Genomic DNA, 26,994 nt, shown 5'->3' on the forward strand with positions numbered 1-26,994 from the left:
AATCGCCCCCATGCCAGCTCTTACGTGTCGCCTTTCACGGGGGACGTGAAATTTTTGACTGACGGTTGCTGCCGTGCGGCGAAGGATCATAAGTTCCTAATTCGCTGCCGCAACGAGTTAAGATTTCGGCAGCTGTTTGTTTCCGCCGGGGCAAGCCCGGAAACGGAACTTTTTCGGAAGGCTGGGAGCGTCGCCGGAACTAATTCTAAACCAAGCGAGACGGAAGCAATCCGAGCCGATTCAGCGTCCCAATCCTCACCTAATCGTCAAAATCCGTACAACGGATAAAGAGACCGACGATCAGATCATCTTTCCCGGCTGATTTCACTCAGGGGTGAGCAATCGCAAGCAACGTTTTTGCGTCGTTCGTTGCAATATCACATTGTGATGAGTGTTTGCAAAACCGTCGCTTCACGTCCCCCTTTTGTCACCATGGCCTCTGTCGCTTCTGTCCGTCCTCGTCACGACGCTTCTGCGCGGACGCTAGGCGAGACATTGAGTGCGAAGATACACCCGTGGATGCCAAAGGATATCGCCTGGCAGCTATCGCCGCTGCAACCAGCCGATTCAGCCTATCCGAATCGGCTTACAAAACGCCAGCGTGAATTCGCCGCGGGACGATCCGTTGCCTCGGAGTTACTAAAAACCTTCGGTGTTAGCGAACGTGTTGGTGTGAATGCCGACCGCTCACCCGCGTGGCCCAAAGGTTTCGCCGGTTCGATCACCCATAGCGATCACTGGGTTTGGTGCACAGTAGCACATCGTTCTGGGTATCTGTCTGTTGGAATCGATACCGAACCGATCGTCGACGAATCGACCGCACAGCAACTTCACGAACAAATCGCGACCGAAACGGAATGGCAAATCGCCACAATTCCTTCTCTCGATCAATGCCAACGATTCACGCTCGTCTTCTCTGCCAAAGAAGCTTTTTACAAATGCTGGTATCCCATGATGGGAACCGTGCTCCATCCCAAACAAATCGAAGTTTGTCAGCTGGACGAGAACCGAATCACCATGAAACGAAACTCTGATCCGTTTCAACTGGCGATCAGGTATCTCATTTACGGCGACAACGTTTTCACCGCAACTTGGTGGCGTGAAAATTGAATAGTGCAAAAGGATCTTTAATGAATATTCAAGAACGATACTCGCTGCTTAACAACACCAAGGCTGCCACTCCTCAGTTGCATCTACATCAGTGGATTGAACAACAGTCCCAAGCAAACGCCGAAAAGACCGCTGTTGTTTGTGAACAGGACTCACAAAGCTATGCGTCATTAAGTGCATGGAGCAATCAGATTGCAGGCTGGCTTCAAACAAAGGGAGTCGGTATCGGCGACCGAGTAGGAATCTGCTGCAGGCGAGACGTCGATTTGCCCGCCACGCTGGTTGGGATCCTAAAGTCGGGCGCAAGCTACGTCCCTCTAGACCCAGAATACCCGGTGGACCGGCTGAAATTCATGGTCAAAGATGCAGACGTCAAGCATGTGCTGGGACACCAATCGCATGGTGACTTGATTGACCAATTCGATGTCGACGCAACGATGATCGATCAGCAGCGCGATGCGATTGAATCGGCTGACGTCTATACGGAAGTGCATACCGATCCACGCACCGATGTTGCCTATGTGATCTACACATCCGGTTCCACCGGAAACCCTAAAGGCGTTTTGGTGCCTCATCTGGCTGTGGTCAATATGCTGCATAGCATGATCTCCACACCTGGATTTACCGCCGACGATCGGATCCTGGCAACGACCACGTTATCGTTTGACATCTCGGTCGCAGAGATGTTTTTGCCATTGGTCACCGGTGGCAGTGTCGCAGTCGTCGATCGACAAACGGCTCGTGACTCCGAACGATTGGTTCAAGCGATTCAGAAGCATCACGTCACCTTCATGCAGGCGACGCCGGCGATGTGGCGGATGATGGTCGAAGCCGAATTCAGCGGCACCTCACAGATGAAGTTCGTGACGGCTGGCGAACCGTTACCTCGTGATCTGATCGATCCGTTACTCGAACGCTGCGGCGAATTGTGGAACCTTTACGGCCCCACCGAAACGACCGTCTATTCAACGGCTTCACGCATTCTCAATTCCACCGATCGGATTTTGATCGGTAAACCAATCGATAACACGCACAGCTATATCGTTGATGATTCGGACCAGCTTTGCGACGTCGAAACACCGGGCGAATTACTGATCGGCGGTCTTGGCGTGACGATGGGCTACCTAAACCGTGACGCGTTAAATGCGGAGAAGTTCGTCACCTGGAATGGCGAATCGGTTTTTCGAACGGGCGACCTTGCTCAGATTACCGACGATGGACAAATCGACCACCTCGGGAGAATCGATTCACAAATCAAACTAAATGGTCACCGTATCGAACTTGGCGAAATCGATGCTGCGATGGCAACCGATGCCTCGGTACGAATTGCGGCGACCGTTTTGCGCGAGGATACGCCGGGCGATGTTCGGTTAGTCGGATACGTCTTACCGGCGGACAACCAAACGCCTGATGTTGTCGCCCTGCGTGAAGAACTATCGAAGTCGCTTCCCGATTACATGGTTCCTTCATCCATTACGGTTGTTGACTCGTTTCCCTATACGCCAAGCGGAAAACTAGACCGAGGTGCCTTTCCGATGCCGGCGACAAAGCGTCCGGACATCGAAACGCCGTACATCGCCCCTAAATCCGAACAAGAAAAACAACTAGCGACGATCTGGTCGAACGTCTTGCAAATCGATCGCATTGGAACCCACGATTCGTTTTTTGATCTCGGTGGCAACTCCATTCGAGCCACCAAAGTGGTCAGCGCCGCTCGCAACCAGATGGGCATCAACGTCTCGATTGCCGAGTTCTTCGATCGTCCTACGATCGATGCGTTTCTCGCATCATCGGCAAAGTCCGAAGAACAAAAAACATTGCCAACTCCGGCAGCGTCTCGCTCACGCACAAACGCCTCAGGCCGGTTTGCGATCGTTGGGATGGCGGCTCGGATGCCAGGAGCCGAAGACGTTAACACGTTTTGGCAGAACCTAATCAACGAACGCGAATCGATCACCTTCTTCGATACGGACGAACTGGATCCTTCACTCGATCCCCGTGACACGCACTCGGAGCACTACGTTCCAGCACGCGGGATCCTTAAAGATTCCGATCATTTTGACGCTCGCTTTTTTGGCATGCCACCCCGGACGGCCGAATGGACCGACCCGCAACAACGGGTCTTGCTTGAACTGGCGTGGACCGCCCTCGAAGACGCGGGGATGGGCAACCATTCAGCAACCGCAACCGACGATGTGATCGGCATTTGGGCGGGAACGTATGCGACCAGCTACTTCATCAAAAACGTGCTTAGCAACCCCGAACGCGTTCGCGAAATCGGTGAATTCAACGCGGGGCTTAACAACGAAAAAGACTATCTTGCCACGCGAATTGCGCACAGTCTAAATCTGACGGGGCCCGCCGTCAGCGTCAGTACCGCGTGCTCCACTTCGCTGGTTGCGTTGATCGAAGCATGCAAAGCGATTGAAGGCGGACTGTGTGACGCCGCGATTGCCGGAGGAGTCTCTATTTCGCATCCACAAAACAGTGGACACCTGCACCAAACCGGCAGCATTTTTACTCCGGACGGTCATTGCCGACCGTTTGATGCTTTCGGGGCGGGAACGCTATTCAGCGATGGTGCCGGGTTGGTTGTCGTCAAACGATTGGAAGACGCCATCGAAAACAACGACCGAATATATGCCGTCATCCGTGGCTTTGGCATCAACAACGACGGGAGCGAAAAATCCAGTTTTGGTGCTCCCAGCATCCATGGACAATCCCGAGCGATCGCAATGGCACACGCCTCCGCCGACGTCCAAGCTGAAAGCATCGGCTATATCGAAGCCCATGGCACGGCGACTCCCATCGGTGACCCTATCGAAGTGACCGCGCTGCGTGAAGTGTTCGAAGCCCAAACCGAACAGAAACAATTCTGTGCCATCGGATCGGTCAAAAGCAACATCGGGCACACCGTCGCAGCCGCTGGAGTCGCGGGGTTAATCAAAACCGCTCTGTCGCTGCACCACGAATGCATTCCGGCCACCCTGCACTTTGAAAACCCGAATCCGCAAATCGATTTTGAAGACAGTCCATTTTTTGTTTGCGATCGAACGATCCAGTGGCCTCGCTCCAGCGAACCCCGCCGAGCCGGCGTCAGTGCATTTGGTGTCGGTGGCACCAACGCACATGTCATCCTTGAAGAAGCTCCAGCGGTGCACGCAGGCGAAACGCAGGAGAGAAGTGGAACGCTTCCCGTTCACCTCTTGCCGGTTTCGGCGAAAACAGAAACGGCTCTCAGCAAGTCGGCGAAACGACTTGCAACGTATCTAGAATCCGACCGCGGATCGAGCATCGAACTTGCCGATGTTGCCCACACGCTGGCTAACGGCCGAGCCCGGATGAACTGGCGAGCGTTTGTTGTTGCAGGTGATCCGCAAGATGCTTCAAAAGCCTTTTCATTGCAGAAAGCCCCCCGTTACCAACAGCAAAAATGGGACGGAGTCGAACGGGACGTCGTGTTTATGTTTCCCGGCCAAGGCGCTCAGTACCTGCGGATGGGACACGATCTTTATCAACACTGTGACGTGTTCCGAGCTTCCCTCGACCGATGCTGCGACCTGCTAACGCCATCGATCGACCGTGATCTACGGGATATCCTTTTTCCGGCTTCCGATCAACATGAATCGGCGACGGCCCTCCTTCGCGAAACGCAGTTCACCCAACCGGCCCTTTTTGCAGTTGGCTATTCATTAGCCCAAACTTGGATGAACTGGGGCATCCGTCCGACCGCGATGATGGGACACAGCATTGGCGAATTTGCGGCCGCCTGTGTCGCCGGTGTCTTTTCACTAGAGGACGCAGTGCGGCTGATCGCAAAGCGTGGCGAAATGATGCAACGTTTGCCTGGCGGCAGCATGCTGAGCGTACGTTTGCCCGGGCATACTGTCGAACCGATGTTATCGGGCGATTTGGCAATTGCCTCTTACAACGGCCCGTCACTCTGTGTCGTCGCAGGCCCGGACGATCAAGTTCAAACGCTCCAGAAAGAGCTTGAATCTAACGAAGTTGTTTGCCGTTCCTTGCAGACGTCCCACGCCTTCCATTCGCCAATGATGCAGGAGATCGTTCGTCCGTACGCCGAATTTGTCCGCACGGTGACGCTAGCCCCTCCTTCCATCCCGATTCTATCCACCGTATCAGCCGACTGGATGACGGATGAACAAGCAACCGATCCGAATTACTGGGCCGCGCACTTGCGTGAACCGGTGCAATTCTCAGGTGCAGTCACCCAGATGTGGAAAGAGGATTCCTCACGCATTTTGCTGGAACTAGGACCACGTCGAACGCTCGCCACGCTTGCCAAGCAACACGCTGACGACCCCAAAAAACAAATCGCATTGCCCAGTTTGTCGGACAACGCCGACGACCACACGGAATCGAAAGCCATGTTGTCCGCATTGGGACGAATGTGGCTAGAAGGGGTTTCGATCGACTGGAAAAACGTTCAAACCAAGGGACGAACCGTATCGTTGCCGACCTATCCGTTCGAGCGAAAACGCTACTTCATGGAACCGAATCAAGCGAAATATCGCTCGCTTCATCCAATACCGCCCTCCCCTGTCCCGGCCGATGTGTTAGCGAATTTGCCAAGCACCGAAACCGCCCCAAGCATTCCGACCAGCTTGTCCAGCCCTTCTCCCTGTTCAGCGCCGAACCTACCCATGAATCGCAAACCTGCAATCATCACCGCGATTAAAGACGTCTTCGAAAACTCCTCCGGCTTTGATCTAAACGATTTCGAGAACGACACCACGTTCTTTGAAATGGGGCTCGATTCGCTTGGATTGACTCAAACCGCAACGGCACTGCACAAAGCGTTTGGCATCGAAGTTACCTTTCGGCAATTGCTAGAAGAAACGCCTCATGTCGACGGCTTGAGCAATTTCCTAGACGAACACTTACCCCGCGATCAATTTCGCGAACAAGCCGAACCGCAACAGGATCACGCGGCCAACGTCGCAAGCTTCACCACAAACCCAATCGCCGCAGATCAGTCGGACTTAACCGGACAGATCACACTCGACAATAACACCGCTAGCGTCACGCAATCGCCCGTCAACGTCCAGACGGATCAACTTGGCCAAGTCGCAACAGGAGACATGACCTACTCGATTGTGCAGCAACAACTGCAAATCATGGCTGCCCAAATGCAATGGTTAGCTGGCACGCCCGTCTCTGTTCCGGCAACGACCACGCCGTTGGCCTCATCGACATCTCCTCAGCCGCAATCGCGGTCACCAAAAGAACCATCCAAAGATCTGACGCCTCCGCCATTCACAAATGACGCCCCTCCAAAGGCTTTTGGTGCGGCGGCTCGTGTTGCTAAAACCGATTCTGCACTGGACGCATCCCAGCAGACGGCACTTGATGAAATCATCCGGCTGCACAACCAGATGACTCCCAAGAGCAAAGCTCAGGCACAGCAGCATCGTGCTTACTTAGCCGACCCACGAACGGTTTCAGGATTCCGTCCGAACTTAAAAGAGATGACCTATCCGTTGGTCGTTGACCGCTCCAAAGGAGTTTACCTGTGGGATATCGACGGTAACGAGTACGTCGACTTTACGTGCGGATTCGGTTCCAACTTGCTGGGACATTCGCATGAGATCACGGTCAATGCGATTAACGAACAAGTCCAAAAGGATTTTTCGATCGGGCCTCAATCCCCGTTGGCTGGTGAAGTCGCGGCTCTCTTCTGTGAATTGACCGGGAATCAACGAATGGCGTTTGCCAACACCGGCAGCGAAGCGGTACTGGCCTGCACTCGGCTGGCCCGATCCGCAACCGGCCGTGATCGAATCGTGATGTTCAATGAGGATTATCACGGGATCTTGGATGAAGTGCTGGTCCGCGGCAGCAAGTCACATAAAAGCTTCCCAGCCGCACCGGGAATTCCAAAAGAACACGTCTCCAACACCCTCGTCCTCGATTACGGCACCGACGAATCGCTTCGGATCATCCAAGAGAATATCGACACGATCGCCGCCATCCTTGTAGAGCCCGTCCAAAGCCGACACCCTGAACTTCAACCTCGCGAATTCCTACACAAATTGCGAGCCCTTACCGAACACGCACCGACCGCACTTATTTTCGACGAAGTGATCTCGGGATTACGAATCGGGAAAGGGGGAGCCCAGGAGTACTTTGGCATCCGCGCGGACCTAGCGTCGTACGGCAAGGTGGTCGGTGGGGGGATGCCGATCGGCGTCGTCGCTGGCAAGGCCGAATATATGGATGGACTGGATGGCGGTTTTTGGCAATACGGGGACGACAGTCGGCCCGAGGCGGGAATGACTTATTTCGCGGGAACGTTCGTGCGACACCCACTCACGCTTGCTGCATCCAAAGCGATCCTTCAGCACATCAAAAGCGAAGGGCAACCGATGTACGACCGGCTGAATCAGTTAGGTGACTATCTAACCACAGAACTAAATAAAGTAGCGACCGAATTGAATGCTCCTTTGTTTGCCGCCAACTTTGGTTCCTTATTCAAATTGCAATTCCACGATGAACCTCTTTATAGCGAACTGCTGTTTGCAGCGATGCGACGTCGAGGCATGCACATCTGGGATCACCGACCATGTTTGTTAACGCTGGCACATACGAAATCACACGTTGACCAATTGGTTCAAGCGTTGCACGAATCGATTATCGAATGCCAACGACATGGTTTCCTGACAGGTGACGGATATCGAAAATCATCGGTATCCAGTGCCGCAGACCAACCGCCAGTCTCGGGTGCAAAACTTGGAAAAGACAAAAACAACCATCCCGGTTGGTTCATCCCCGACGCCGCCAACCCAGGTCAATTCCTGCAAGTCTAAAGTTCAGCAGGCTGGCAGCCTGTAGTAGTCTCCTCCGAACAGGCTGGCAGCCTGTGCTACCTTTTTCTCCACGACGTACGAAACGATGACTCCTGTGCTTTCTAATTTGAATTCCGTCGCCGCTACCGTTGCGTTCGTTCCGGGCACTCAACCCGAAAACCGTTACGCCACCTCGCAGGCTCAGCTGGAAGTCTGGCTGTCGGCTAAGCAAAGCGAACAAGCCAATTGCGCATACAATGAAATTAGCACGCTCGAACTTCGCGGTCCTCTAGACGTTGATCGATTGAAGCAAGCGATTGTCAAAGTCTGCGAGCGTCATGGATCGTTGCGGTCAACCGTTGGCATCGATGGCCAACACATCCTGGTCCACCCGCGTCCCCAACATGCCTTTTCGTTTGTCGATTGGTCGATAGATCCATCAAAAGATATCGCTGCGGCTCGTCGCATGGTGGTGCAAAACGAAGCGACCACACCGTTTGACCTTGTCGATGGGCCGTTGTTAAGAGCCGTTTTGCAGAAAGCGACCGATACACAGCACTGGTTAACCCTCACCGCACACCACTTGGTGATGGATGGTTGGTCGCTGGCGTTATTCTATCGCGACCTCGGATATTTTTACGACACGCTGTCGGGTATCCAGCGTGACGCTTTGGCACCGGCAAGCCAGTACGACGAATATGCGTTGCAGATGGACCAATACATGGCGTCCGATGCAGGGCAAGCCGACGAAGCCTTTTGGACAAAATGCTACCAAGGGGACATCCCCGTTCTCGAATTACCGATTGAAAAACCTCGTCCTTCCTTGCGCACCTTTACCGCGGAACGGATGGAAACCACCCTTCCCGCCACGTTGGTCGCAGCGGTTCAAAAAGTCGGCGCGAAGTCGGGATGCAGCCGATACAACACCCTACTGGCAGCGTTCACCGCGTATGTCGCCCAGATCAGTGGCTGCGACGATTTTGGGATCGGGATTCCGACCGCAGGTCAAGCCGCACTGGATCATCCCGAACTGATCGGACACTGCGTCAATACGATGCCTCTGCGAACTCAGGTCGATTCGGACACCTCCTTTCTCTCGCATATGAAACAGACTCGCAGCAGACTGCTGGATGCGTTTGAACATCAACGTTATTCCTACGGAACCCTGCTGCGGAAACTTGCCCCGGCACGCGATCCGTCGCGTCCACCGATGCTGAACGTTTCCTTCAACATCGATCCTGTCATGGATACTGCTCAGCTTGGATTCACAGGATTCGATCTGGACATCACGATCGAACCACGTCGATTTGAAAATTTTGAATGGTTCATCAACGGAGTCATTCGAAAAGACCAATCGATCGAACTGCAAGTTCAATACAACTCGGACCTGTATACCGAACGAGCGATGGAATGTTACTTCGACGGATTCCGGACATTCCTCGAAGGAGTTGCAGCCAGCCCCGACACCCGAATCAACGACCTGCCGAAAGTCAGTCTTAGGATGCGGCAGCAAGCGATCGTCGACTGGAATGCAACCGCACTCGATTACCCAATCGAAGCGACTCTACACAGTGAATTCTCACGGCAAGCAACAGCCACTCCCGACGCCGTTTGTGTGCGATTTGGCGACCAAACTTTGACGTATGCAGACGTCGATTCGCAATCCAATCGAATCGCCCGTTACCTGAAGTCGGAAGGCGTTCAAGAGGGCGATCTTGTTGGCATCTGCGTCAACCGCAGCGAGCAGATGTTGGTCAACCTAATCGCGATTTTGAAAGCGGGATGTGGCTACGTCCCACTTGACCCAGCCTACCCGTCGGACCGATTGCAATACATGTGCGATCATTCCCAACTGACGACGATCGTAACTGAACGCAGCTTGGTACCGCGAATCACTTCGTTCAACAAACCCCACCTTGCTATCGATGATGCAAGGGAAGCGATTGCAAACCTGGACGATTCGGATGTACAAACATCGGCAAATCCCAATGACACCTGCTATGTGATCTACACATCCGGTTCGACGGGCAAACCAAAAGGGGTCCAAGTCCAACACGGTGCGGTAGTGAATTTCTTGTATGCGATGCGCGAAGCCCCCGGTTTTACGCAGGACGATTCGATCCTTGCTGTGACCACCCTATCGTTTGATATTGCGGTGCTGGAACTGTACCTGCCGATCGTCTTTGGTGGATCGGTAGTGATTGCCGACACGGACACATCCAGCAATGGATCCAAACTGGCCGACGCCCTTGAAAAACATGACATCACATGGCTTCAAGCGACCCCTGCGACGTGGCGTTTGTTGATTCAAAGCGGATGGCAGGGCAAAACCAAACGGAATGGGCAGGCATTCAAGGTGCAGGCATTCAAGGTACTGTGCGGCGGTGAACCAATGCCGAATGACTTGGTCGATCCGCTGCTGAAACGGTGCGACCAGCTTTGGAACATGTATGGTCCGACCGAGACGACCGTCTGGTCGGCCGTCTACAGAATCACCGATGCTTCGTCGCCCATCTTGATCGGAAAACCGATCGGAAACACTCAAATCTATTTACTGGACCAACAGGGCCACGAAGTCTCTCCCGGATGTGAAGGCGAAGTCTACATCGGTGGTGCAGGCGTCACCCAGGGGTATCTCCACCGTCCCGATTTAACCGAAGAACGTTTTGTCGACAATCGATATCGCAATCCCTTCGTCGCCTACAACAACAATAAACTCTACCGGACCGGTGACCTGGCTCGGTACACGTTTGATGGCAACTTGCAATTCCTACGTCGCAACGACAAACAGGTGAAGGTCCGCGGATATCGGATTGAACTGGGTGAAATTGAATCCCATTTGAAATCGCATCCAGCAGTCGCCCAGTGCGTCGTGATCGTTCGCGAAGATTCACCCGGCGACGCGAAACTGGTTGCCTATGTGATTCCCAAACCGGAACAATCGGCATCTGCAATCGAACTTCGCGAACATCTTCGGATGTCGGTCCCCAACTATATGGTGCCGCAAAACTTCGTCACGCTTGATAGCATGCCGCAAACCAACAATGGGAAAATCGACTACGCGTCTCTGCCCAGCCCGAAACAGAACACGGCGTCTGACGATCTGCTCAACGCGACCGCCGAAAAACCTGAAACCGAAGCCGAAAAGCGACTTGCCGCGATTTGGCAGGAGGTTTTGGAAACCGATCAAATCGGTCGAGACGACAACTTCTTCGACATTGGAGGTCACTCGCTGTTGGTGATGAAAGTCATCGCCATCGTTGCGGAAACCACATCGATCTCCTTAAGCCCACAAGACTTCCTGACCGGAACGTTGCGGCACATGGCTTACCAATTGGAGGATGTGACCGGTGCGGCGGACACGACTGCGGACGCTTCCGTAAAGGTCGGAATGGAAACGGTCGATCCTGCCAAGCCCTCAAGTTCCGCGGAACCCAAACATCGATTGCTGCGATCCCTTAAAGGATTTTGGAACGAATAATGGAACCACGATTTATCGGCGACCCTCACTCTCAACTCCTCAGCATCCATCATCGGGCGCAAGGAGTCCACGGGAACTCAAAGCGTGCGGTGGTGATTTGCCCACCGATAGGCCAGGAATACGTTCAGACCCACTGGTCGTTACGGTTGTTTGCCAACCAACTTGCACGCAAAGGAGTCCATGTTTTACGACTGGATTACTACGGCATCGGCGATTCCGCCGGCGAGATCGAAGACGTCACATCGACCGCAGTTTGGCTTCAAAACATTGCCACGGCGATTCAGCATTTGCAAGACAACACGGGTGTCGAAACGGTCACGCTGGTCGGATTGCGACTGGGAGCGACCTTGGCGGCGCAGGTTGCCGATGACAATCCGAATGTGAACGCCGTCGTTCTTTGGGAACCGGTCGCCGATGGCCGCGAATACCTTGATGCATTACGCAGCAACCACCACGAGATGCTTGATTTGTGGGTGCGACCGATCCAGACGCCCAACGATGAATCGCGGGAAGAAATCCTCGGTACTCGTTATTCACGTGAACTCGTTCGCGAAATCGAACAGACAACCCTCGATCCTTCGTCCATCGTCCAGCCTCAATTGATCGTGCAACTGGAAAGTGATACTCGATCATTTTCACATCCGACCGATGGGATCCAGCGAGTGTTCCGAGTGGCAGATAGCGACGACTGGTCCGATTTACGTCGCCTGGAAGTCGCGTGGTTGCGGCCAACCACGATTCGCATGATCGTCGATAGTGTCGACGACATGTTTGACCGCCTGGACCGCTTCGAAGCCCTATCGCTTCCCGATTCAGGGATGCAACTTCAGGAACTGACCGCAGGAGTTCAACAATGAAAGAAACGATCTGCCGGTTTGGCCCGAATGATTCACTGCTGGGCATCTTAACCCGCCCCGACGAAGACGAATTGATTAAGGACGCCCCCGTTGCGTTGATCCTAAACGCCGGGATTGTTCATCGTGTTGGTCAGTTTCGATTGCATGTCAGCATGGCTAGGCAATTGGCCAAGCAGGGATATTCAACACTACGGATCGATCTATCGGGACTGGGGGATAGCGCCCCGCGAACCGATCGTTCCGATTCCGACAACCGTGCCGAACGGGATGTCCGCGACGCAATGGATCATCTAGAGCAAACGATCGGAGCGGAATCGTTTGTGTTGATCGGGTTATGCAGCGGCGCCTACAACGCACACAAAGTATCGATCAAAGAAGATCGCGTTACCGGAGCGGTCTTTCTGGACGGACTGGTCTTCCAAACATCGGGTTATGTTCGACGTCACAAAATCGGACGTCTTTTCCGATACCGGTTTTGGAGGAATGCCATCAAACGCCGCCTGTCTGGAAAGATGCCGGACCATAGCGAATCGGACGCAAACCAGCTTGCCGCCAGCGAGTTTTTTGATACCGGGATGAGCCGCGAAAGCGTCCGCAACGATCTGCAAACATTGCTAGACCGGAACGTGCAGATGCTGTTCATTTATACCGAGGGATACGACGACATTTGTGGTCGGGCTCAGTTCTACGAGATGTACGGTTTTCGTCCCAGCGATCAACAGCAAGTCGAATATTACGCCAACGCCGAACACACCTACCCGATCGTCGAGAACCGCGAAATCGCTTGCGTCCGCATTGCCACTTGGTTCGCGGACCGTTTCCCACGTGTCGCCGAAAATCGCCGCATCCTGCAAAACTCTAGCCTCTAAAGACAACACGATGAGTTCACTGTTATCGATTGAAACCGCCAGCGAAGCGAGCCTAAAAAAGCGAACCGCCGAATGCATTGGCCGGATTGTTTCAACGCTTTCGCCAGGACGGACCAAGATGCTGTACGAAACGCCACAAAGTACCCCCAGTGGATTCGTCGACAAAGCGATCATGGCGTTCCTTAAACGAAACGCCATCCAGAATCACCAGGAGGGCTTCTTCGAACGATTGCACAAAGACTTTTGGCAAGGGAAAGGGGGCGAGGTCTTTTCCAGTAACTGCGACAATCGTTTTAACGATCTGTTTCTCACCCGGCAGAAAGACGACATCACCGCGTTGAAAAAGACATGCCTGGAAACAAAACCGAAACACCTGGTCGAATTCGGCTGCAGTGGCGGCGCCGTCCTAAACTATCTGACTCAATCGATTGAGGGTATCGATTCGGCAACCGGCATCGAGATCAACCAAGAACAAGTGCGGCGCAATCAAACGTCTGATGAATTTGATTCACGAATCGACTTTGTTTGTGATGACGGCGGCGATTGGTTGCTCGCCAACGGGCAACCCCAAAGTCTGTTTGTATCTAATGGAGGCGTCCTGGAATATTTCCGACGCGAGCGACTGGATCAAATGTTGACTCATATTTCGCAGCAACTTGGGCCAGCCACTTTTTTTGCAATCGAACCGGTGGCGTGCGACCACGATTTCGATCAAACGAACGCATCGATTCCATTTGGCAACGAGCTTTCCTTTTCACACAACTACCCCAATCTATTTCAATCCAACGGGTTTGATGTAGTCCATCGGTCCGTCGTCGAATTTGAATCATGGAAGATGTTGGCCATCATCGCGGTTACTCGGTAACGCAATTGCTAAGCGGCCAAGCAACCTTCAATCTCGTTTCGAGAAATGAGGCAAACGCGCCGCGAGTGAGCGTGGCGGTGAAAAACCTGGCTATCCGAGCGAAAGACCTACGCCGCTTTCTGGGCACTTAGGATTCGTTTGTGCCCGGCGAGGTCTCGGATCAGATGCACGGTATCTGCCGCAAAAGCTTCGTTTGCTTTCAGAATATCGGCACAGGCGTCGGCGATCATGGGGCTTAATTCGATGATCAGAAAGCCACCTGGCTTGAGACATCTCGCTGCCTGCGGAATCAGGGCTTCGATGGTCTCGGTTCCCTTCGGCCCGCACAGCAATGCCATCTCCGGTTCTTGCTCTCGCACCCCGGGATCCAGTGCGTCGTATTCCGCCTGACTGATGTATGGTGGATTACTGCAAACCATATCCAACGAGGCATCCATCTTGATCGTCTGCAGAAGGTCTCCGTGCTGCAAAACAATTCGATCTTGCAGTTCGTATCTTTCGACATTCTCGCGTGCCACCTGCAACGCCTGCTCACTTTTATCGATAGCCGCGACGCGGGCTCTTGGCAGATTCTTTGCGATGGCGATCGCGATCGCGCCACTTCCGGTCCCCACATCGGCGATATGCAGTTTTCCTTCACCGGCGATACTCTTCGCTCGGTCGAGGGCTTCAATCACCAAGTGTTCGGTTTCGGGACGCGGGATCAGAACGCTTGGATTGACTTGGAATTTCAACGAATAGAATTCCTTGTACCCGACCAGATAGGCGACAGGAGTCCCTTCACCGCGGCGGCGCACAAGTTCACGAAAGGCGACCAAAGGCTCTTGCTCAAGTTCCGTATTGAACGCCGTGTACAGCTCGATCCGGCTGCATCCTCGGGCATCGGCAAGCAAGACTTCCGCATCAAGCCGAGCCGTATCGGAGCCCTTCTTTTTGAAAAAATCGGTTGTCCAAGTTAACAGACGCAACACGGTCCATGGCTCGGTCTTTTCCGTCTGTTCCGTTGACATCTATTACTCTTCCATTTCGCTGCGCAGTTGATCTCGGTCGTATTCGATCAATGCTTCGGTAACCGGGTAAACATCCCCAGCAATGATTTGATCCAGCTTGTACAAGGTCAAGTTAATCCGATGATCGGTCAAACGATTTTGAGGATAGTTGTAAGTTCGGATGCGCTGACTGCGGTCTCCGGACCCCACCAATCCACGTCGCTCTTCGGCTCGTTTGTTGCTTTCCTCTTCGCGTTTTTTCTCATAGACACGTGCCTTCAAAACGCGGAGGGCTTTGGCGAGATTTTTGTGCTGGCTTTTTTCGTCTTGGCACTGAACGACGATGCCCGTTTCGTGATGGGTCACGCGGATCGCTGATTCGGTTTTATTGACGTGCTGACCTCCGGGGCCGGACGCTCCGAATTTATCGACGCGGTAGTCATCCGGTTTCAGGTTGACTTCGACGTCCTCGGGCTCTGGCATGACCGCAACGGTTGCCGCCGAGGTATGGATGCGGCCTTGCGTTTCGGTTTCGGGGACTCGCTGGACTCGGTGCCCACCACTTTCGTACTGGAGATCGCGATAGACTCCGTCCCCTTCAAAGGTGACGGTGATATCCTTGAAACCGCCCATGTCGTTGATACTGGCGTCCATGATCTCGGTTCGCCAGTGTTTGTGTTCGGCGTACTTGATGTACATTTCGTACAGATCGCGAGCGAACAGCGCTGCCTCGTCTCCTCCGGTACCGGCTCGAATTTCCATCACACAGCGGGTCCGGTGACTATCCTCACCGCCGACGGTCATCGCCAGCAGTTCTTCCCACAGCTTTTCACGTTGCTTGCGAAGTTCGGCCATTTCGGTTTCGGCCATTTCCCGCTCGTCAAAGTCCTCTGCGGCTTCGGCCATTTCCTGGCAACCGAGGATTTCATCGGTCAATCGTTTGAATTCGATGTAATTGGTCACCATGCGCGTCAGGCCACCATGCTCTCGGGCAACCGCGCTCATTTTGGCCCCATCCCCTTGGACGGCAGGATCGGCCATTGCGGCTTCCAATTCTCTGTAGCGAGCGAGCTTTTCTTCCAGGGTATCGCGAATCGATTTGGACATAGTGGGCGGCCGGCCAGCGGCTATCAGTTGAGCGAAGAGAAAGGGCGGGAAGTGCAGAAGCACAGAAAAAGCCGCGACGTATTGGGATCAACCCAAAAACGTGGCGGCTTTTCGAAATCCTAGAACGGAACCAGCTATTTCTTCTTGCCTTTTTGTTGCAAGCTACCGTAGGTGCCTGCAGCAAATTTCTTCTGGAACTTATCGATTCGACCTGCCGTGTCGACGAATTTCAATTTTCCGGTGTAAAACGGATGGCACTCGCTGCAAATGTCGACCTTCAATTCGGGGCGAACGCTACGAGTTTGAAACGTATTTCCACAACCGCAGGTAACGGTCGTTTCTTGATATTTTGGGTGGATGCCAGCTTTCATGGGTCTACTTTCGGGACTAGGAGAGGGCTGGAAAATACAGCCGTCCGAGTCGGGCAATTTAGAGGGAAACGGTTCAGCATGAACAAAAATGTAGCCAGCACAATACCGGCGATGGTAGATGTTATGATAATCCCCATCAAATTAGCAAGGGCACAGCCTCTATTGATCCTCTGATTATCGACATTTCAAGGCGATTTCCGCATGTCAAACGTCCCTCCAGCGAACGATTCTCCAGAGACTCCCTATTCGCCGCCCGCTCCTGCCACCCCCACCATCCCTCCACAAGCCCCTGCCAGTGAATCGGATGCGACGGGGGGCCTGATTCCCTACAAAAATCCCAAAGGGCTGGCCGCTTATTACCTCGGAATCTGCGGCCTTTTCCCGTTGTTAGGATTCCCCTTTGGCGTCGCGGCCCTTGTGTTGGGAATTATGGGGCTGAAGGCAAGGAAGGCAAACCCGGTCATTCGCGGCCACATTCACGCCTGGATCGGCATTCTGTGCGGCCTATTTTCCATCGGACTGACGCTGTTAATCGTCGCCGGTATCGTGATCGCAGCCATTGCTGGTTAGACAGGACGGCGTTTGGAGAGAAAGGCCGGACGGCTCGCGCCGTTCCGCTAAGAATCGGGGGTGGCGGGCGCAAAATCCTAGCGGCAGGGCGCGAGCCCTCCGGCCTGCAGAATCCAGTGAAAAACGGCCGGACGGCTTGCGCCGTTCCGCTAAGAATAGGGGGTGGCTCGCGCTAAATCCTAGCGGCAGGACGCGAGCCCTCCGGCCTGCAGAATCCAACGAAAAAGGGCCGGACGGCTTGCGCCGTTCCGCTAAGAATCGAGGGTGGCTCGCGTAAAATCCTTAGCGGCAGGACGCGAGCCCTCCGGCCTGCAGAATCCAACGAAAAAGGGCCGGACGGCTTGCGCCGTTCCGCTAAGAATCGGGGATGGCTCGCGCAAAACCTTAGCGGCAGGGCGCGAGCCCTCCGGCCTGCAGAATCCAGCGAAAAAGGCCGGACGGCTCGCGCCGTACCGCTAAGAATAGAGAGTGGCTCGCGCTAAATCCTAGCGGCAGGGCGCGAGCCCTCCGGCCTGCAGAATCCAGTGAAAAAGGGCCGGACGGCTTGCGCCGTTCCGCTAAGAATAGAGAGTGGCTCGCGTAAAATCCTTACGAAAAACGTGCTACTTTGCATGGACACTGCTGGAAAACCGAGCCTTTTCGGGCTACGCGCCAAGCCTGTTTTTCGAGTACAAGCTAGAGACGTGAAAAAAGGTCACTGGCCGCAGAGGAAACGATGCACGAACGGACGCAAAAAGCAATTTGCCGACTGGCTTTTGTTGCCTGCTGCGCCATGCCTACGTTTCTTGTTTTGCTAGCGATCATCACGACCTGGACACCTTGGTATCACTCGCGTCAGCTGAGGCTGCTTGAAAGTGCATTGACGGACCAGTTAGGGCTTCGCGTCGAACTAGAAGATTTTGCTCGGCCAGCGCCCTCGGTGCTGCGTCTGTCAGGGATTGTGATCAAAGAGAATGAAACGGGTGCGGAAGTCGGCCGGATTCGGATGGCGACGTATGCGATTCTGAATGAGAAGCGAGTCCTACGCATTCATCAACCTGAACTGCAGTCGGCTCAGCTGAAACATACCTGGCAAATTGTCCACGATCGCTTCCTTTGCCAACCTGAATTGACTCGACAACCTCTAATTGTCGCCGCCGATGACCTGTCGCTGCACAGCAGTTCGGGCGGAGTCACCCTGCGGGAAGTCATCGCCCGCGTGACACCGGAAGACCAGCAGATCAAAACCGAAATTGAATTCATCCCTGCGGGCCGCGAAAGCGACATCAAAGCCCAGGTATCGATCGTCCGGAACCGCGAACTAGCGATCCCCGAAACGCGTTGGCAACTTCACACCGGCGGGGTCCCTCTCCCCTGCTCTGCTCTGGCGGACTATTTGCCAATCCTGCGAACGCTTGGCGAGGAAGCCGAATTCAACGGAGCCCTTGGCTGGAACGTTTCTTCCGAAGGCTGGAAGATCGACCTAGCGGGAGCCAATTTTGAGGGGGTCGACCTGAGCGTTTTGTTCGACGGTTTACCCCACAAACTAACCGGCCGCGCAACCCTAAAATTAGCTCACTGCAAAATCACTCCTGGAGAAATGGTCGATGTCTCCGGTTCGATCGTCGCGACGCGAGGCTACGTCGATGACAGCTTGCTACAAGCGGCTGAAACGCATTTGGGAATCCAATCATCGGTAAGCGACAATCAGGGAAGCGAATGGTATGACTTGCTGGCCTTCCGTTTTGACCTCTTCGGTTCAAAGCTTTCGATGCATGGCAGTTGCCATCATCAACGGGGATATGAATCGATGCCCGCGGGGACCATTTTGGCTCGTGGAACCAAGCCGCTAGCGGGCCGCCAGAATACGGAAGCGATCTCATCGACCAATTTGGTCGCTGCCCTTGCTCCCCATCACGCCAAGCTAGTCCCTTTTTCTTCGCAGACCGCAGCGATTGGGCATTTATTGATACCCTCCGCAGAGCCGCTACCGGACGACGTTCCCCCGCCATCACCACGGATCACGCTGCGGCCAAACTAGGCTCGCCCGCCGGGAGAGTCGAGCGATTTATAAGTTGACGGCTTGGCAGCAGCTGGCACCTGCCCAGACATCTGAGCGCCACGTCCCCTCGTCGGTTTACCCGACAGGAACGCAAGATTTGAAATTAGAGGTGGTTGCCCCCACGGTTTTCGCATCCAGTTCGGATTGCCGCTTTCAGCGGCAATCCGAACTGGATGCGTTTTCCTGGAGCCATGCGAACTAATTTCAAATCTTGGCTTCATGCCAGGCAAGCTGGCATGGGGCCTTCTCTCCCTGCCACACTCGCTACTTATTTATCGCACGACCCAAAAGGAGGGTGAAGCAAGCGTCGCACTCCGTCACTTTGACTTACAATGGGCCGTTCCCACCTGTTTAACTTTCTTGCCAGAATTTGGAAGCTTTGCAATGCGCCGTCGTGATTTGCTCTCCTTGATTTCGCTTTCCCTGCCGCCACTCCTTTTCGATTCGCCTTTTCGCAGCTTGCTGCATGCCGCCCCTGCGGCTGGTGGCGAACAAGACGCAGACGTGGTCATCATCGGCGGCGGGTTGGGCGGATGTGCAGCAGCACTCGCGGCGGCTCGCACCGGTTGCCGCGTTGTCCTGACCGAAGAGACCGATTGGCTTGGCGGGCAGGTGAGTTCCCAAGCGGTGCCGCCAGACGAGCACTATCAAATTGAAACGTCTGGCTGCACTGCCAGTTACCGCGAACTTCGCAGCGCGATCCGAGAGTACTACCGGCAGCACATGCCCCTGACCGCGGTCGCTCATGGGACGAAGAATTTAAACCCTGGCGGGGGTAGCGTCTCGCGCATTTGTCATGAACCGCGTGTCGCGGTTGCGGCCCTCTACAAACTACTTGGACCACACATTGCCAGTGGCAACCTGACCATCCTGCTAAATCATCGACCGATCGCGGCGCAAACCGACGGCGATAAAGTCCTGAACGTAACCTGCCAGAACCACTGGACCGGCGAAAAGATTGAACTGAGCGGGACCTCGTTCATCGACGCGACCGAGACCGGCGAACTGCTCCCCTTAACCGGAACGGAATACGTCACCGGTTTCGAAGCTCAGTCTGAAACCAACGAACCTCACGCACCGGCGAAGGCCCAGCCAAACAACCACCAAGCGGCCACCTGGTGCTTTCCGATTCAGTACATCGAAGGAGGTGATTTCACGATCCCCAAACCAGAACAATACGATTTCTGGCAAGCGTATGTTCCCCCGCTAAAACCGGCGTGGCCCGGAAAAATTTTCAGCTGGACCTATTCTAATCCTTCCACTTTGCAGCCACGCACCCTAGCCTTTGATCCTCAAAAAGAGGCAGCGGGTTGGTGGTTGTACCGACGGATCGCGGCGGCGAAGAACTTTCTTCCGGGCGCCTACCCGGGCAGCATCAGTTTGGTCAATTGGCCTCAGAACGATTACCTGGAAGGAAACTTCTATGACGTTCCTGGAGAGGAACAACAGAAGCATTTTCACGGCGCGAAACAGCTTAGCCTGTCGCTGATGTACTGGATGCAAACGGAAGCTCCTCGTCCCGATGGTGGAACCGGATGGAAAGGATTGCGGTTATGCCCCGAGGTGTCTGGAACGGAGGACGGGCTTGCGAAATACCCGTACATCCGCGAATCGCGGCGGATCCGAGCTCGCTTTACGGTCTTCGAGCAGCACATCAGCAAAGATGCTCGCATGCAAGAAACAGGGCTGGACGCAGACGAAGTAAAAGCGGCCGCGTTCCATGATACGGTTGGTGTGGGAAGCTATCGATTGGATTTGCATCCCAGCACCGAAGGCGACAACTATATCGACCTAGCTTCTCTGCCGTTTGAAATCCCACTGGGCGCTTTGATCCCGCAGCGAATGAAAAATCTGTATGCAGGCTGCAAGAACCTGGGGGTGACTCACCTTTCCAACGGTTGTTATCGACTTCATCCCGTGGAGTGGAACATCGGCGAATCGGCAGGAATGCTGGCGGCCCACTGCCATGAACAGAAATGCAATGGAGAAGCCATTCACTCCAGCCCAGAAAAACTGGCAGCGTTCCAGAAACGACTGGAACAAAGCGGCGTTCAGTTGCACTGGTAGGATAAACCGAAGGCGTTGCCCTGGGCTAGATTTCCGAGCCCAAGGCAAAACCCTCGATTTAAATACAGAGGCTTCCTGTTTGGCCGAAGCATGCCGGGGCTTACCTGTAGGCCGGATCGAGGAGCCATAGCGACGAAGCTACGGCAATCGACGCGTCTAGAGTTCGCCGGAGCGGTATCGCTGTCGCTCTTTGATCCGGCCTACTTAATTCCGTTGAATCTCCTTGAGACTCGGAAAGATGGCTCCAAGGATGATCACTTACCTGTAGGCCGGATCGAGGAGCCATAGCGACGAAGCTCCGGCAATCGACGCGTCTAGCGTTCGCCGGAGCGGTATCGCTGTCGCTCTTTGATCCGGCCTACTTAATTCCGTTGAATCTCCTTGAGACCTGGGAAGATGGCTCCAAGGATGATCACTTACCTGTAGGCCGGATCGAGGAGCCATAGCGACGAAGCTCCGGCAATCGACGCGTCTAGCGTTCGCCGGAGCGGTATCGCTGTCGCTCTTTGATCCGGCCTACTTAATTGCGTTAAATCTCCTTGGGACTTGGGAAGATGACTCCCAGGATGATCACTTACCTGTAGGCCGGATCGAGGAGCCATAGCGACGAAGCTCCGGCAATCGACGCGTCTAGCGTTCGCCGGAGCGGTATCGCTGTCGCTCTTTGATCCGGCCTACTTAATTCCGTTGAATCTCTTTGGGACCTGGGAAGATGGCTCCCAGGATGATCATTACAAATTGGCTTCCGCAGAAGATCCCCAACCACATCAGGGTGCCGCTGGTGAATCCGTAACTGTGCAGACCAAATCCCAGTTGGTTGGTTCCGAACCAGCTCCAGGCGGTCACGACGTTGCCGCCGATGGCCAACATTGCAAAGCCTCGTGGGCCTACCATTTTGTCCCAGCGAGCGTGCAACATCAGGGCGTTCCAAATCACGATCAACAGAGCTCCGTTCTCTTTCGGATCCCATCCCCAGAAACGTCCCCAACTGTCGTCGGCCCAAAGGCCTCCGAGCACGGTTCCGATGAAACTGAAGAGGATCCCAAAGCAGGTGACTCCGTACATCATCCGGTAAACTTCTTTACGGGAATTCGGGTCCGCTCCAAACCAGCTTTGGAAGAGATACAGGATCCCAAACAAACCAGAGACAAAGGTCGCCGAATATCCCAAGGCGACGGTGGTGACGTGGGTTCCTAGCCAGAACTGTGTATCGAGAACGGCCTGCAGAACCGGCATCGTGTCGTCGTCGCTTAATCCCTTAACTGCGATCATTAAGGTGATCGCTCCAGCGGTAGCGGCAATCAGATTACCGATCCCACGCCGACCTAAGAACTCGATCACGATCCCGTACAACACAGCCGCCCAGCCGATGAAGACGGCGGAGGAGTACAGGTTGATCACGGGCGGTCGTTCGGTGACGACAATCCGAGCAACAATCGCCAGCGTATGGATGCAAACGATGCCAATCAACATCGCCCACGCAGCCGAACGCAGCGGTTTGACATTGGCGACCAAATCGATCAACGCCAACAACAGAACAATCAGGTAGAGGATCAACGCGACTCCAGAAGGCCACGCCGCTTCCATCCAGCGTTCGACGCCCAGCTTCCAGCCTTTCTCATCCTCGGCCATTCGCGGGAAGATCAATTCCATGTGCTGATCGATCGCTGCATTAAAATCAGCTGGATCCATTTCCTGATAAGCGTTCACCATGGTCACAAATCCCTTCGTTGGATCTGCGGCTTCGGGATCACGAATTCGATCTTTGATCGATTCGAATAGGGTGTGTGAAATCGGCAGCCAACGTTTCCGATCCGGACGCGGCAAATCAACCTGTCCTTCCTGAGGAATCATCCCAGGGGAATCGACTTCGGCGATCAGTTGCATTCTCCGGCGAAGGTCTTCGAACGCCATCATCTGCAACTCCATCCGCGATTTTTCACGCGCTTCGACGGTATCGCCTTTGATCATCGATTCTGGAACTTGCATCGGTCGCGGCATCTGCATGGCAACGGCAACGACATCGTAAAGATGCAAGCGCGACGCCAATTCGACCAACTTCTTTTCCTTGAAGGACATATCGGCCGCATCTTTTTTATTAGCAGCCGTGGCCAGTTCGCGGACTCGGCTGCTGCTAGGCAACAATTCCTCTAGCGTATAAAGCTTGGATTTGCGTCGCCGTTCGATTCCGACTTCGGCCAACACTTCGGCCGCATCGATCCGAATCATCGGCAATTCGTAGATTTCATTCGAATCGGCCGCCACTTCCATCAGCCATTTCAGGGCAGGAAGTTTCTTTTCGGACATAAAGGGTTCGCGGTACTTCGTCATTTCCGACGGCGAAATTTCCTCCATCGCCGCACGCTCGATCAACTCCTGCGGCGCTTCGGTAAGCGGTACCGATTCTTTACTGCTGAGCGTTTTTAGTGCAATCCGAGCATAGGAATCGAGCGGCATCAAACGGCCACCGAACTGAACAGGGATCTCACCGGCGCGATACATATCCCGTTGTTCCTGTGCGCGTTCGGGGTTCATCGCCATCGCGACAGCCGACCAAGGGACCAATTTCATCGTCACAATCAGAACGACAAATGCGATCGCAACGCCTGCGGCCACCGGGAAGAATCCAGCCGCCCGCGATTCGCGGTCACGACGGGAGATGTAACGTCCCAAAGTCCCCGCGAAATGGAACAGCAAACCGACGCCAACAATCGAACATGCAAGGTAAGGAATCAACCAACCGGAATTCCGAACCACCTGCAATCCGGTTCGCTCTTTGCCACCGGGCATGGGAGTGTAATCTTGCTGATAAAACGTTTCGCCACGGTAACGAAGCGGGTTATTCATCCAGATCCGTTCTTTGCGATCTTCACCCGTTTCGGTATCGATCATCCGGATCACCGAGGAAAACGACTGAGCGGTGGAAGAGCCCGCGTAATCGTTCCGCCGGACATCGATTAATTTCACCCAGTAGGGTTTTGCGATACGGCGAAAACGAAGCCCCATTTCATAGGTAATACCGTCGGCGGTGACGTCTTCAAATTCGTCCGGACGATCGGTCGCAAAGAGAGATTTGCCATCGTTAATAAATTGAGTGACCAAAAAGGTTCCCAGCGAATCGCCCGAATCTTTTGCTAACAATTCGACGTAAGCCGAAGCAACATTTGGTGTGCTGGAAACGCCTCCCTCCATACGCGCTTCGACAACGGCAAGTTCTAAACCGATACCGGCGGTTGCCAGGTTCGTTTCGACTTCTGCAGGATCGACCAAGGTCGAATTGACGTAGAAGGCGGGGACCTTGATATCAAATGGGATCGCGGGATCCGAAATGACCGATCCATCTTCGAATGCGACTTGCAACTGCGATGAGGGGACCGCCACGACCTTGGTGTTTTTGGGGTCGGAGTTGTCCATGAAGGAGAGGTCGACCTTCGAAATATTGATCACCGTGTTGCTGGCTTCACCCTCGCCCAAGTTCAGTTTCTGTTCCAGTTGACGGTCTCCGTAGGCGAATTGCCCGACCATCAGGAGGGCGACGCCAAAGTGCAGGAGGACATTTCCACCTTGCTTGCCAAAGATCAGATGGCAGCCCAGCATCATCACCGCCGCGACGCCCGTCCCTTTCAGCAACTGCCATAAAATTCGCAGCCCTGGGTCTCCCAGCGTCAGGTAGCCGCTTAACATCCCGACCAGCAGGCCGCCGACGACGACCACCCCGACGATCGACGCATTGCGAATCCGGACCGAAGTCGAAGTTGCTGCGGAGGCTAACAAACCAGCCCACAGGGTCGCGACCATTGCACAGAACAGGTACCACAGCGACTGGTAAGAAAAGGGAGGTTCGCCTTGAACGCCTTCGTTACTGTTCCCGGTAAGGATGACAAGTCCCATCAGCACCAAACCGATCCCCAAAGCGATCAATCCGGCAACCAAACGAGGGCCACGAGCTCGAGCATGAAATCGCGTCACTTTGGCGGCCAAGAGATTCAGCAGCAGCAACGTCCCGATGATTTTCCCACCGGGAAAGGGAATCCAAGCGGACAGCGGAGAGTGAGGAAAAAAGACCTGGGGGATTAGATCTTCAAAGTACAGCCGAGCAATCCAGGCGGTGAAGTAACGTTGTTTTACCTGTTCCAGGTTCAACGTTTCCTGAGCCAGCGTCCCCGCCATGATCAGGACCAGTGACAGCGCAAACAAAGTTATCGTCAACTTCAAAGAACCAAGCAGTCGCAAACCGGACAGCCATGGTGCCGAATTTGACGATACAGGTGCGTGCGTATTGATCGTAGCCATGGAGAGTGCTCCTCAAGAGCATCCAAATAAATAGGAGGGTAGTCGTCAAACCCAAAAACGGATGACAACATTCATCAAGCGGAAACCGCATCAACATAAATCTCACTTCACTCCTTCTGCTTCTTCCTTCACTCCTTCACTTCTGCTTCCTCGTTCACTTCCGCCGTAACTTCTTCTTTCACTTCTTCTTTCACTTCCTCTTTCACTTCCTCTTTCACTTCCTCTTTCACTTCCTCTTTCACTTCCTCTTTCACTTCCTCTTTCACTTCCTCTTTCACTTCCTCTTTCACTTCCTCTTTCACTTCCTCTTTCACTTCCTCTTTCACTTCTTCTTTCACTTCTTCTTTCGCTTCTTCTTTCGCTTCTTCTTTCGCTTCCGCCTTCATCTGCTCCTTGTCTCCTTCACTCCTTGTCTCCCCCTCTGAGTCCTCTGCGTCTTCTAGCCGGATCGAATCCAAAACGGCTGTCATCACGTCTTTATTCTCGGTGACCAACTTCGCTGGTCCTTTCATTTTCACGAACAGCGGCAACCCTGTTTCGGATTCGACGATTGCGATATCGATCGCTTCCCCGTCCTCATCAGGGCTGGCCATGAAGAGTCGCGTAGCGGGCTGGCCGGCGACTTTTCGTTCCTCGATTGTCTCCATCGCGGCGTCGACCATTGCTTCATCGGCGGCGGCGCCGGCGACTTGTCCGACCCACATTCCGACATTGCTACGAAGTTCACCGCCGGCGCGGATCATGGTGATTTCCAGCCCTTCGTCCCCCTCACCTAATTCGAGGGTTGCCAGTCGCATCCCACCTTTGCGACCATCCTTCCAACCTTCGGGCACATCGTATTTCAGCGGGCTATCGGGTGCTGGCATCGCGACGTCTGCAGGAGGTGCCCCGGCGTGTGGATTTTCAGGTGCCTGAGCGACTGGCGGATCCGATGCGGGAGCCATCGGTGGCATTCCTCCGGCGTTGCCCATCATGGGCGGCACCATCCCTCCACTGCTCGCCCCTTCTTCGCCAACCAGATCGACCCAAAGAGGTTGTGGGTCATCACCTTCATTTTTGGGATCTAGTTTTTCAGCGCCAGCCCAGCGTTCTTCCGAAGGGGGCATTCCCATTTGGCCGCGCCAACGATTGACATTGGCAAGCATATCAGCGTCCCAATCCGCCTGACGTCCCAGACGAGTCACGGTGAAATCGAGCTGATTATCGTCGGCGAGAATTAGGATTTTGGCGTAAGGAGCAAAGGGGCCGCTACCGACAGAGACTCGTTGCCAGGAATCTGGCAGTTCAAGAATCGGTTCACCGTTCTCAAACTGAAGATCCGAAACGAACTGTCGAATTTCAGCCGCCACCGTATCGACCGCCGCTTCGGGGCCTCGGATTTTGAAAAACCAATTTGCGTTCGGTTCAGGAACGATCGCTCCCAACATGCGAACGTTTGATTCCAGCTCCGCCGGAATCTCGTTATTAATGGTGTAGACCTGAACCGATTCATGTTCACGGCACCCTGTCACCAGAGTTATCGCAGACAAACTAAAAACCAGCCAAGCAATCGATGGTAATTGATTCAT

General features: G+C 54.2%; 14 protein-coding genes. 9 read left to right on the forward strand and 5 right to left on the reverse strand.

Annotation, left to right across the window (positions count from 1 at the left end; translation table 11 throughout):
- Positions 1-519 precede the first annotated feature (519 nt).
- The 6 genes from FF011L_RS23280 to FF011L_RS23305 all read left to right on the forward strand — a co-directional run bounded on the left by FF011L_RS23280 (position 520) and on the right by FF011L_RS23305 (position 13,988).
- Complete coding sequence (locus FF011L_RS23280; protein WP_218932837.1) at positions 520-1,110, forward strand: 4'-phosphopantetheinyl transferase family protein; 591 nt, start codon at positions 520-522, stop codon at positions 1,108-1,110.
- Positions 1,111-1,130: 20 nt separating this feature from the next.
- A complete protein-coding gene (locus FF011L_RS23285) occupies positions 1,131-7,937 on the forward strand; it encodes a polyketide synthase (protein WP_145354346.1) in 6,807 nt (2,268 codons plus the stop codon).
- Between the two features lie 85 nt (positions 7,938-8,022).
- Entirely contained in the window at positions 8,023-11,397 is a 3,375-nt protein-coding gene (locus FF011L_RS23290; RefSeq protein ID WP_145354347.1) for a non-ribosomal peptide synthetase, read from the forward strand.
- Positions 11,397-12,254, forward strand: a complete 858-nt coding sequence (locus FF011L_RS23295; protein ID WP_145354348.1) for an alpha/beta fold hydrolase — start codon at positions 11,397-11,399, stop codon at positions 12,252-12,254. The genes FF011L_RS23290 and FF011L_RS23295 overlap by 1 nt, the downstream gene beginning before the upstream one ends.
- Positions 12,251-13,123, forward strand: a complete 873-nt coding sequence (locus tag FF011L_RS23300; RefSeq protein WP_145354349.1) for an alpha/beta fold hydrolase — start codon at positions 12,251-12,253, stop codon at positions 13,121-13,123. Before FF011L_RS23295 ends, FF011L_RS23300 begins: the two co-directional genes overlap by 4 nt.
- A gap of 10 nt (positions 13,124-13,133) precedes the next feature.
- Complete coding sequence (locus tag FF011L_RS23305) at positions 13,134-13,988, forward strand: methyltransferase domain-containing protein (protein ID WP_145354350.1); 855 nt, start codon at positions 13,134-13,136, stop codon at positions 13,986-13,988.
- A gap of 107 nt (positions 13,989-14,095) precedes the next feature.
- Here the strand turns inward: FF011L_RS23305 and prmC are convergent, their stop codons facing one another.
- The 3 genes from prmC to rpmE form a co-directional block, all read right to left on the reverse strand.
- Complete coding sequence (gene prmC / locus FF011L_RS23310) at positions 14,096-14,998, reverse strand: peptide chain release factor N(5)-glutamine methyltransferase (RefSeq protein ID WP_145354351.1); 903 nt, start codon at positions 14,996-14,998, stop codon at positions 14,096-14,098.
- A gap of 3 nt (positions 14,999-15,001) precedes the next feature.
- Positions 15,002-16,084, reverse strand: a complete 1,083-nt coding sequence (prfA, locus tag FF011L_RS23315; protein WP_145354352.1) for a peptide chain release factor 1 — start codon at positions 16,082-16,084, stop codon at positions 15,002-15,004.
- Between the two features lie 134 nt (positions 16,085-16,218).
- On the reverse strand, positions 16,219-16,455 hold the full coding sequence (gene rpmE / locus FF011L_RS23320) for a 50S ribosomal protein L31 (RefSeq protein WP_145354353.1): 237 nt from the start codon (positions 16,453-16,455) through the stop codon (positions 16,219-16,221).
- A gap of 201 nt (positions 16,456-16,656) precedes the next feature.
- Between rpmE and FF011L_RS23325 the strand changes: the two genes are divergently transcribed.
- The 3 genes from FF011L_RS23325 to FF011L_RS23335 all read left to right on the forward strand — a co-directional run bounded on the left by FF011L_RS23325 (position 16,657) and on the right by FF011L_RS23335 (position 21,133).
- On the forward strand, positions 16,657-17,025 hold the full coding sequence (locus tag FF011L_RS23325; protein ID WP_145354354.1) for a DUF4190 domain-containing protein: 369 nt from the start codon (positions 16,657-16,659) through the stop codon (positions 17,023-17,025).
- Positions 17,026-17,797: 772 nt separating this feature from the next.
- Positions 17,798-19,045 carry a hypothetical protein gene (locus FF011L_RS23330; protein WP_145354355.1) on the forward strand — a complete coding sequence of 416 codons (1,248 nt, stop codon included), beginning with the start codon at positions 17,798-17,800 and terminating at the stop codon, positions 19,043-19,045.
- A 405-nt stretch (positions 19,046-19,450) separates the two neighbouring features.
- Positions 19,451-21,133: an FAD-dependent oxidoreductase gene (locus tag FF011L_RS23335; protein WP_145354356.1), complete on the forward strand. Its 1,683-nt coding sequence runs from the start codon at positions 19,451-19,453 to the stop codon at positions 21,131-21,133.
- 678 nt (positions 21,134-21,811) lie between these two features.
- Here the strand turns inward: FF011L_RS23335 and ccsA are convergent.
- Positions 21,812-25,426 (reverse strand): cytochrome c biogenesis protein, encoded by a 3,615-nt coding sequence (gene ccsA, locus FF011L_RS23340; RefSeq protein ID WP_145354357.1) that lies wholly within the window; start codon positions 25,424-25,426, stop codon positions 21,812-21,814.
- 128 nt (positions 25,427-25,554) lie between these two features.
- Positions 25,555-26,994: a hypothetical protein gene (locus FF011L_RS23345; protein WP_145354358.1), complete on the reverse strand. Its 1,440-nt coding sequence runs from the start codon at positions 26,992-26,994 to the stop codon at positions 25,555-25,557.

This window comes from Roseimaritima multifibrata (genome assembly GCF_007741495.1).
GTDB classification, from domain to species: Bacteria; Planctomycetota; Planctomycetia; order Pirellulales; family Pirellulaceae; genus Roseimaritima; species Roseimaritima multifibrata.

Bases quoted from the DNA above. Each gene is read 5' to 3' on its own strand.
- FF011L_RS23280 (WP_218932837.1), top strand. From the start codon at position 520: ATGCCAAAGGATATCGCCTGGCAGCTATCGCCGCTGCAACCAGCCGAT.
- FF011L_RS23285 (WP_145354346.1), top strand. From the start codon at position 1,131: ATGAATATTCAAGAACGATACTCGCTGCTTAACAACACCAAGGCTGCC.
- FF011L_RS23290 (WP_145354347.1), top strand. From the start codon at position 8,023: ATGACTCCTGTGCTTTCTAATTTGAATTCCGTCGCCGCTACCGTTGCG.
- FF011L_RS23295 (WP_145354348.1), top strand. From the start codon at position 11,397: ATGGAACCACGATTTATCGGCGACCCTCACTCTCAACTCCTCAGCATC.
- FF011L_RS23300 (WP_145354349.1), top strand. From the start codon at position 12,251: ATGAAAGAAACGATCTGCCGGTTTGGCCCGAATGATTCACTGCTGGGC.
- FF011L_RS23305 (WP_145354350.1), top strand. From the start codon at position 13,134: ATGAGTTCACTGTTATCGATTGAAACCGCCAGCGAAGCGAGCCTAAAA.
- prmC (WP_145354351.1), bottom strand. From the start codon at position 14,998: ATGTCAACGGAACAGACGGAAAAGACCGAGCCATGGACCGTGTTGCGT.
- prfA (WP_145354352.1), bottom strand. From the start codon at position 16,084: ATGTCCAAATCGATTCGCGATACCCTGGAAGAAAAGCTCGCTCGCTAC.
- rpmE (WP_145354353.1), bottom strand. From the start codon at position 16,455: ATGAAAGCTGGCATCCACCCAAAATATCAAGAAACGACCGTTACCTGC.
- FF011L_RS23325 (WP_145354354.1), top strand. From the start codon at position 16,657: ATGTCAAACGTCCCTCCAGCGAACGATTCTCCAGAGACTCCCTATTCG.
- FF011L_RS23330 (WP_145354355.1), top strand. From the start codon at position 17,798: ATGCCTACGTTTCTTGTTTTGCTAGCGATCATCACGACCTGGACACCT.
- FF011L_RS23335 (WP_145354356.1), top strand. From the start codon at position 19,451: ATGCGCCGTCGTGATTTGCTCTCCTTGATTTCGCTTTCCCTGCCGCCA.
- ccsA (WP_145354357.1), bottom strand. From the start codon at position 25,426: ATGGCTACGATCAATACGCACGCACCTGTATCGTCAAATTCGGCACCA.
- FF011L_RS23345 (WP_145354358.1), bottom strand. From the start codon at position 26,994: ATGAATCAATTACCATCGATTGCTTGGCTGGTTTTTAGTTTGTCTGCG.